Raw genomic sequence first — 8518 nt, 5'->3', positions numbered from 1 at the left:
ATGCGGGCGGCGACGGCGGGATCGGTGAGGTCGTAGCGGCGGGACTCCGACCAGTCGCGGCCCTTCCACTGGCCGTGCTGCCAGTCGGGATCGCCGCCGTAACCGCAGCCGACGTGCAGCGGGATCGCGGTGCCCGGGGTGAGCTCGATGTCGAGCGGGGCGCCGTCGGGAGTGGTCAGTGACAGCAGGGCGCCGACCGGGACGCGGGTGCCCGAGCGGTAGTCGATGCGCACCCGCGGCCAGCCGAGCTGCTCGACCCGGCCGTCCGGCCATACCCGGACCGCGTCGTTGAGGGTGCGGTAGCCGTCCGGGTTCTCCTGGACGATGACCACCACCGCGAACTCCTCGAAGCGCAGCGGGGTGTACAGCCACCAGAAGCCGCCCGCCGGTTCGGCGGCCGCGCGACCCGGCGGCTCGGTCTCGCCGACCGGGCGGATGCCCCAGGAGCGGTCGCGGGTGCCTGTCCACACCCGCTCGTCGAGTGTCAGGTCGGCGCCGTCGACGGTGAGCGTGCCGGACCAGGAGCCCACCTGGGCGAAGCGGGAGGCCTCGATGATGGGGCGCGCGCCGGTGAGGATCAGATGCGGCTGCTCGGCGACCGCCGGGAAGGCGCCGGTCCAGGTCATGTCGCAGGACAGATCCTCGTGCTCGCAGATCACCCGCAGGCGGTGCAGCGGTTCGAGCACCTCGATGCGGTACCCGCCCACCCGCAGGTCGGTGCCGCGGTCGCCGAGCGCGTCGGAGAAGCGCACCGAGTGCACCCGCTCGCCGCGCCGCACCGCCAGATAGGCGTCGGTCACGCCCAGGTTCGGGTACACGCCGAAGCCGGTGACGGCCATGGTGCCGCCGTCGCGGTCGTGGGCGTTGAGGTAGCTGCGGTCGTAGAAGTTGCGGTCGCCGGTGGCCACCCGCGACATCGGCAGCGGGGTCTGGTGGATGGGGTACTCGTCCAGCGGCGACGGGGTCGAGCCGGGTGGGCGGGTGTTTGTCACAGATGCCTCAATCCCACGCGCAGGTGCCGTCGAGCATGGCTGCCAGCAGGGCCCTGTGCATGACGTAGTCGTCGCGGTCGTCGGTGTCGGTGTCCTCGCCGAAGTGCAGCATCCGGCGCTTGATCCTGGCCATCACCACGGCATGCCGCAGGGCCGCGTACACCAGGTGGAAATCCATGTCGCGCAGGCGATGACCGCTGGCGCGCTCGTAGGTCGCCACGGTCTGCGACAGCCGCAGGAAGTCGGGCAGACCCGGCTGGCCGAAACGGGTGGCGATGTCCTGGAAGAAGCGGTGGATGAACACCGCCCAGGCCACGTCCACCTCGCGCGGGCCGAGCGCCGCCATCTCCCAGTCCAGCACGGCGGCGGGCTCGAAACCGTCGAAGATGATGTTGCCCGGCCTGGCGTCGCCCCACAGCAGCACATCCTGCCCCGGGTCGGTGGGCCAGTGCTCCTCCAGCCAGTCGAAGGCGCGCTCGATGATCGGGATGCGGTAGCCGTCGGCGGCCAGCGCCCAGTCGTACCATTCGCGATGCCAGTCCACGTGCCTGCGCAGCGCCTGGCCCGGCCCGTCGAGCATGGGGAAGCGCCGGGCCGGATCGGGCACGGCGTGGATCGCCGCGATGGTCTCCACCGTCCGGTCCGCCAACGCCGCCCGGTCCCGCTCGGTCGCCTCGAACAGCCAGCCGAGGAAGACGTAGGGCGGGTTGTCGGTGGGTACCCTGCCCTCCACCCGGCGCATGACGAAGAACTCGGTGCCGAGCACGCCAGGATCGGTCTCCAGCCAGCACAGCGGCGGCACCGGCACCGAGGTGGCCGCGGCGACACCGGCCATGACGTGGAACTGGGTGGCCAGGTCGTAGGTGTGGAACACCGGGAAGTCGCGCGGGTCGGGGGCGAGCCTGGCCACGAACGAGCCGCCGTCGCGGATGCCGCCCGACTGCCAGGTGGCGTCGAAGAAGACCGAGGTGCTCGACATTCCCGAGTTCTGCGGGATGCTCGCGTTCGTCACCACCGGCATGCCCTCGGCCTCGACGCGGGTCCGCAGCCAGGCGGCCAGGTCGGCGGCCAGCGCGTCGGGATCGCGTTCGCTGACCGTCAGCTGCCGTCGCAGCGTCGGATCGGTGTCGGCGTTCTCGGCATCGGCACTGTGGGGGTCCGCATCGCGGGCATCGGCGCCGTGGGGATCGGCCCTGTGGGGATCGGCCCTGTGGGGATCGGCACCGCGGGGGTCGGGGTCGGTCGTCTCGGGTCGGGTCGTCTCGGGCTCGGTCATGACAACCTCCTGGGCGCCGCCGCGGCCGCGCGCCTCGTCGCGTGGAACGAGTGCGAATGTAACGTGTTTCAATTCCATCGCGCGGGCGGATTCGCGGAAATCGCCGCGGCGCCGTCCCGCCGGCCACCGCCGATCCGCTCGCCGGTCCGGGCGCGGCGCCGTCGCGGGCTGGCCGTAGGCTGAGCGACTGTGCCGAACACGTCAGACACCAACGGAGACCGGGTCGCCGAGCCCGCAGCGGAGCCGAACTACCTGGTCGGACTCGACCTGCGCGGGCGGCGCGTGGTCGTGGTCGGCGGTGGCACGGTCGCCGCGCGCAGGCTCGGCCTGCTGATCGCCTCCGGCGCCGATGTGCACGTCGTCAGCCGGGAGATCACCCCGACCGTCGAGGGCATGGCGAGCGCCGGGCAGATCAGCGTGACGCTGCGCGACTACGCCGACGGCGATCTCGCCGACGCCTGGTACGCCATCGCCTGCACCGACGAGCCGGAGACCAACGCCGCCGTCGTCGCCGAGGCCGAGCGGCGCCGGGTGTTCTGCGTGCGCGCCGACAACGCCAGGCTCGGCACCGCCGTCACCCCCGCCACCGCGCGCTACGAGGGCCTTGCCATCGGCGTGCTGGCCGGTGGCGCGCACCGCCGCTCGGCCGCCGTGCGCAACGGCCTGCTCGAGGCGCTCCAGTCGGGCACTTTCGCCGACGACTCGACACCGGTCACCCCGGGCGTCGCCCTGGTCGGCGGCGGGCCGGGCGACCCCGATCTGATCACCGTCCGCGGCAGGCGCCTGCTCGCCCGCGCCGACATCGTCGTCGCCGACCGGCTGGCCCCACCGGAACTGCTGGCCGAACTCGGCCCGCACGTGCAGGTCGTCGACGCCGCCAAGATCCCCTATGGGCGCGCGATGGCGCAGGAGGCGATCAACGCCGCCCTCGTCGACGGCGCCAAGGCGGGCAAGTTCGTGGTGCGGCTCAAGGGCGGCGACCCGTACGTGTTCGGGCGCGGCTACGAGGAAGTCGAGGCCTGCGTGGCGGCCGGCGTGCCGGTGACGGTGGTCCCCGGCGTCACCAGCCCGATCGCGGTGCCCGGCGCGGCGGGCATCCCCGTCACCCATCGCGGCGTCACCCACGAATTCGTCGTGGTCAGCGGGCACGTCGCGCCCGACCACCCGGACTCGCTGGTCGACTGGCCCGCGCTGGGCAGGCTGCGTGGCACGCTGGTGCTCATGATGGCCGTCGAACGCATCGAGCAGTTCGCCGAGGCGCTGCTGGCCGGCGGGCGGCCCGCCGACACCCCGGCCGCGGTCGTCCAGGAGGGCACGCTGCGCACCCAGCGGGTGCTGCGCGCCGATCTGGGCACCGTGGCCGCCCGCGTGCGGGCCGAGGGCATCCGGCCGCCGGCCATCATCGTGATCGGCCCCACCGCCGGATTCGCGATCGACGACGCGGGCGCGGTCCCCGCCGCCGACATGTCGACCGGGGCGGAGAACGGGTAGCCGTACCCATGCGTACCGGCAACTGTTCAGTCGTCCACTAAGGTGGCTCACCATGCTCGAAAACCCCGCTGCGACGACGCAGTCTCCGGTGAAGCAGCGGGCCCTCGGGCTCGCGATCCTCGTCCTGAGCGGGTTGCAGCTCATGGTCGTGCTCGACGGCACCGTGGTGATCTTCGCCCTGCCGCGTCTGCAGGACCAGATGGGCCTGACGAGTTCCGGCAGCGCCTGGGTGGTCACCGCCTACGGCCTGACCTTCGCCGGCCTGATGCTGCTCGGCGGCCGCCTTGGCGACGCCTTCGGCCGTAAGCGCATGCTCATCGTCGGCGTCTCCCTGTTCACGCTGGCCTCGCTGCTGTGCGGCCTGGCCCAGTGGCAGTGGATGCTCGTCGCGGCGCGCGCGTTGCAGGGCGCGGGCGCGGCCGTCGCCGCCCCCGCCGCCTTCGCGCTGGTCGCCACCACCTTCGCGCCGGGCAAGGCGCGCAACCAGGCGATCGCGGTGGTCGGCTCGATGGTCGGCGTCGGCTCGGTCGGTGGCCTGGTCGTCGGCGGCGCGCTGACCCAGCTGTCCTGGCGTTGGATCTTCCTCATCAACGTGCCGATCGGCGCGTTGATCATCGTCGGCGCGATCTACTGCCTGGCCGACACCGACCACCACCGTATGAGCCTGGACATCCGCGGCGCGGTGCTCGGCACCGCGGCCTGCGCCGCCATCGTCTTCGGCGCCACCGAGGGCCCCGAATTCGGCTGGACGAACCCCGCCGTGGTCGGCGCGCTCATCGGCGGCCTGATCCTGCTGGTGGTCTTCGTCGTCGCCGAACGCAATGTCGACAACCCGCTGCTGCCGTGGTCGCTGTTCGACAGCCGCGACCGGGTCACCACCTTCCTGCTGATCCTGTTGTCGGGCAGCGTGCTCGGCGCCATGACCTACTTCGTGGCCCAGTTCCTGCAGAACGTGCTCGGCTACGGCCCGCTGCAGGCGGGCACCGCCTCCATCCCGTTCACCGTCGGCATCGGCATCGGCGGCGCGCTGGCCTCCAAGCTGGCCATGTCGATCGCGCCGCGCTGGCTGCTGTTCGGCGCCGCGCTGGTGCTCGCAGGCGGCCTGGTGGTCGGCTCGACCCTGCACGGCGACGTGTCCTACTTCTCGGTGCTGCTTCCGCTGCTGATCGTGATCGGCACCGGGGTCGGCGTGGCCATGGTGGTCACGCCGCTGAGCGTGCTGGTCGGGGTGCCGCCCTCCGACATCGGCCCGCTGTCCGCGGTCGGCCAGATGTTCATGAACCTCGGCACGCCGATGGCCATCGGCATCCTCACCCCCGTCGCGGTCTCGCGCACGCTGTCCCTCGGCGGATCGACGGGCCCGGTGTCCGGCATGAACGAGGCCGAGATCGTGGCGCTCGGCGAGGGCTACACCCTGGTGCTCGCGGTGTGTGCCGGCGTGGCGCTGCTCATCGGCCTGATCGCGCTCACCCTGCGATTCACCCCGCAGGACATCGCCCGCGCCCAGCACGCCCAGGACGAGGCCCAGCGCAGCTGAGCGGAAGCGGGACCGGTGCGGACGCTCCGCACCGGTGTCCCGCGATCCGGGGTGGCTCAGATCCGGCTGACGACCTTGCGCGGGGTGATCCGCACGACGACGCGATCCCCGTCGCTCGCCGAGGCCGGATTGAATTCCGCGTAGGGCTTGCCGGTGTACTTCACAGACAGCTGGTCCGGCAACGCCCGCTCCGGGTCGGGGGTGAGGGTGGCGGTGCCCCGGATCTCGGCGTAGAGGTAGGGCGCGTCCGGCGGATTGATCAGCACGGTGACCCGGGGATCGGCGGCGAGGTTCTTGCCCTGCTGCCGGTCCACCGTGGTGGAGAACAGCAGGTCGTCGCCGTCGCGGGCCAGCCACACCACGGTCAGGTGCGGGTGGCCGTTCGGGCCGACGGTGGCGACGCTCGCGAACACGCGCTCGTCGTCGATGTGCTTCTTCAGCGTCTCGGGCAGCGATGTGGTCACGTGGGGGCCAACAGCGCGCACCGCCGGGTTGATTCCCGGTGCCGCCGGAGGGCTCAGGTGATCACCAGAAGTTCGGTCGGCGAGGCGATCTCGACCCGAAGTCCCGCCTTGGCCGCCACCCTGGCCAGCCCACGGACGTCGGTCGGCTCGGCGCGGGTGAGCACGAGAGCGCGGGCGAGCAGGCCCTTGTGGTGCTTGTTGAAGTGGCTGACCACCGTGCGCGAACCGTCTTCGTGCTCGGTCAGCACGTTCGCCGTGACGGCGCCCGGGACGCGTCCGAGCTGCTGGTAGACGCCGGAACGCAGATCGACGACCAGTTCGCCCTCGGTTTCCTCGGCCAGCGCGGCGGCCAGCTCCTCGCGCCAGAGCGCCGAGAGTGTGGGCAGGCCGGGCAGTTTCGAGCCGCCGGAGAGCCGATAGGCGGGAATCGGGTCGCCCGCGCGGACCACGCCGAACAGCGCCGAACCGATCGCCAGCCGGGCGCGCGCCTTCACCCGCTGCACCCTGGTGAACGCTCCGGCGTCGAGCGCGTCGTAGAGGACCCCGGTGTAGCGCTCCAGCGCGGGCCGGGTGGGGGAGGTGCGCAGCGCGGCATTGCGGGCGATCTCCGCCTCGGCGCCCTTGCCGAGCCCGAGCGCCGACCGGCAGGCCTGCGGGTCGGCGGCCAGTTCGATCAGCGCGTCGGTCAGCTTCGACCGGATCGGCGACAGCCGTGGCATCGAAAGGGCATCCAGGTCGAGCGCGGCGCCCGACCCGCCGTCGGATTTGGTTTCGGAGGGAGGCAGCAGCACCAGCACGGACGCATACGGTAATGCCTTTTCGTCCGCGATCGGACGGGGACTACGCTGTTCGCCGTGATCACCCGCCTGTCCCACCTCTTCCTGCGCACACTGCGCGACGATCCCGCCGACGCCGAGGTGCCCAGCCACAAGTTGCTGGTTCGCGCCGGATATGTGCGTCGCATCGCACCCGGCGTGTACTCGTGGCTACCGCTGGGCCTGAAGGTGCTGCGCAAGATCGAGGACGTCGTGCGCGAGGAGATGAACGCGATCGGCGCCCAGGAGATCTCGCTGCCCGCGCTGCTGCCGCGTGAGCCCTACGAGACCACCAACCGCTGGACCGAGTACGGCGACAGCCTGTTCCGGCTCCAGGACCGCAAGGGTGCGGACTACCTGCTCGGCCCCACCCACGAGGAGCTGTTCGCGCTCACCGTCAAGGGCGAGTACAGCTCGTACAAGGATCTGCCGGTCACGCTGTACCAGATCCAGACCAAGTACCGCGACGAGGAGCGCCCCCGCGCGGGCATCCTGCGCGGGCGCGAGTTCATCATGAAGGACTCCTACTCCTTCGACCTCGACGAGGACGGCCTGAAGGCCAGCTACAACGCCCACCGCGAGGCCTACCAGCGCATCCTGGAGCGCCTGCGGGTGCAGTACGTCATCGTGGCCGCCACCTCCGGCGCCATGGGCGGCAGCGCCTCGGAGGAGTTCCTGGCCGACAGCCCGGTCGGCGAGGACACCTATGTGGTGTGCCGGGAGTCCGGCTACGCGGCCAATGTCGAAGCGGTGGTCACGCCCGCGCCCGCGCCGCAGCCGATCGAGGGCAGGCCCGAGGCCGTCGTCCACGACACCCCCGGCACCCCCACCATCGCCGCGCTGGTGGACTGGGCCAACGCCGCGGGCCTGGCCGAGCAGTTCGGCCGCCCGGTCACCGCCGCCGACACCCTCAAGAACGTGATGGTCAAGCTGCGCCACCCGGACGGCAAGACCGAGATCGTCGGCATCGGCGTCCCCGGTGACCGCGAGGTCGACGACAAGCGCCTGGGCGCCTCCGTCGAACCCTCCGAGGTGGAGCTGCTCACCGAGGCCGACTTCGCCGAGAACCCCTTCCTGGTCAAGGGCTACATCGGCCCGAAGGCGCTGCAGGCCAACGGCATCCGTTACCTGGTCGACCCGCGCGTCGGCACCGGCACCTCCTGGATCACCGGCGCCGACGTCGAGGGCAAGCACTACGTCGGGCTGATCGCGGGCCGCGACTTCACCCCCGACGGCACCGTGGAGGCCGCCGAGGTCCGCGACGGCGATCCCTCGCCGGACGGCCGGGGCACCCTGGTGTCCGCGCGCGGCATCGAGGTCGGCCACATCTTCCAGCTCGGCAACAAGTACACCGACGCCTTCGAGGTCGATGTGCTCGGCGAGAACGGCAAGCCGGTCCGCCTGACCATGGGCTCCTACGGCATCGGCGTCTCCCGCCTGGTCGCCGTCGTCGCCGAGCAGCAGCACGACGAGAAGGGCCTGCGCTGGCCCGGCTCCATCGCCCCCTTCGACGTCCACGTGGTCATCGCCAACAAGGACGAGGCCGCCCGCGCCGGCGCCGAGGAGGTCGTGGCGGGCCTGGACGCCCAGGGCCTGGACGTGCTGTTCGACGATCGCACCGCCTCGCCCGGCGTGAAGTTCAAGGACGCCGAGCTGCTCGGCATGCCCTGGGTGCTCGTCATCGGCCGCGGCTGGGCCGAGGGCACCGTGGAACTGCGCAACCGCTTCACCGGTGAGGCCGAGAACGTGCCCGCCGCCGAGGCTGTCGCCACGGTCGTCGCGCGCGTGCGCGGCTGAGCCGGGCGACCTCGCGTCCGTCCGCCCCCGGGCGGGTACCCCGGGCCGGGGCGGTGTGGCGGTGGGGGGGTGCCCCGTCCCGGGGGGGAGGCCCGGGCCGCCCACCGGCGCCCCCGACCGAACCGCGGGCGCCCCGCCGCGGGGCC

7 protein-coding genes are annotated in these 8518 nt (G+C 72.2%); 3 read left to right on the top strand and 4 right to left on the bottom strand.

Going from position 1 to position 8518, the window contains the following annotated elements; all coding sequences use genetic code 11:
* Together QH283_RS15730 and QH283_RS15725 are read right to left on the bottom strand one after the other, a co-directional pair.
* On the bottom strand, window positions 1–917 hold a 917-nt coding region (locus tag QH283_RS15730), incomplete at its 3' end, for a hypothetical protein (protein WP_280503738.1).
* Window positions 918–999: 82 nt separating this feature from the next.
* Window positions 1000–2268 carry a phosphotransferase family protein gene (locus QH283_RS15725; protein ID WP_280503737.1) on the bottom strand — a complete coding sequence of 423 codons (1269 nt, stop codon included), beginning with the start codon at window positions 2266–2268 and terminating at the stop codon, window positions 1000–1002.
* 189 nt (window positions 2269–2457) lie between these two features.
* On the opposite strand from QH283_RS15725, the gene cobA reads away from it, so the two are divergent.
* Together cobA and QH283_RS15715 are read left to right on the top strand one after the other, a co-directional pair.
* Entirely contained in the window at window positions 2458–3759 is a 1302-nt protein-coding gene (gene cobA / locus QH283_RS15720; RefSeq protein ID WP_280503736.1) for a uroporphyrinogen-III C-methyltransferase, read from the top strand.
* 52 nt (window positions 3760–3811) lie between these two features.
* On the top strand, window positions 3812–5296 hold the full coding sequence (locus QH283_RS15715; RefSeq protein ID WP_280503735.1) for an MFS transporter: 1485 nt from the start codon (window positions 3812–3814) through the stop codon (window positions 5294–5296).
* Between the two features lie 56 nt (window positions 5297–5352).
* Here QH283_RS15715 and QH283_RS15710 read toward each other — a convergent pair whose 3' ends face one another.
* Entirely contained in the window at window positions 5353–5760 is a 408-nt protein-coding gene (locus QH283_RS15710; protein WP_280503734.1) for a PPOX class F420-dependent oxidoreductase, read from the bottom strand.
* Window positions 5761–5813: 53 nt separating this feature from the next.
* Complete coding sequence (gene yaaA, locus QH283_RS15705) at window positions 5814–6557, bottom strand: peroxide stress protein YaaA (protein ID WP_280503733.1); 744 nt, start codon at window positions 6555–6557, stop codon at window positions 5814–5816.
* Window positions 6558–6614: 57 nt separating this feature from the next.
* On the opposite strand from yaaA, the gene QH283_RS15700 reads away from it, so the two are divergent.
* Window positions 6615–8372, top strand: coding sequence for a proline--tRNA ligase (locus tag QH283_RS15700; RefSeq protein WP_280503732.1), 1758 nt, complete (start codon window positions 6615–6617; stop codon window positions 8370–8372).
* Window positions 8373–8518: the final 146 nt, after the last annotated feature.

Source organism: Nocardia farcinica (assembly GCF_029867845.1).
In the GTDB taxonomy this organism is placed as follows: domain Bacteria; phylum Actinomycetota; class Actinomycetes; order Mycobacteriales; family Mycobacteriaceae; genus Nocardia; species Nocardia farcinica_A.
This window is presented reverse-complemented; position numbering and strand designations above follow the sequence as displayed.

Coding starts and splice junctions, on each gene's coding strand:
- QH283_RS15725 (WP_280503737.1), bottom strand. CDS start 2,268: ATGACCGAGCCCGAGACGACCCGACCCGAGACGACCGACCCCGACCCC.
- QH283_RS15715 (WP_280503735.1), top strand. CDS start 3,812: ATGCTCGAAAACCCCGCTGCGACGACGCAGTCTCCGGTGAAGCAGCGG.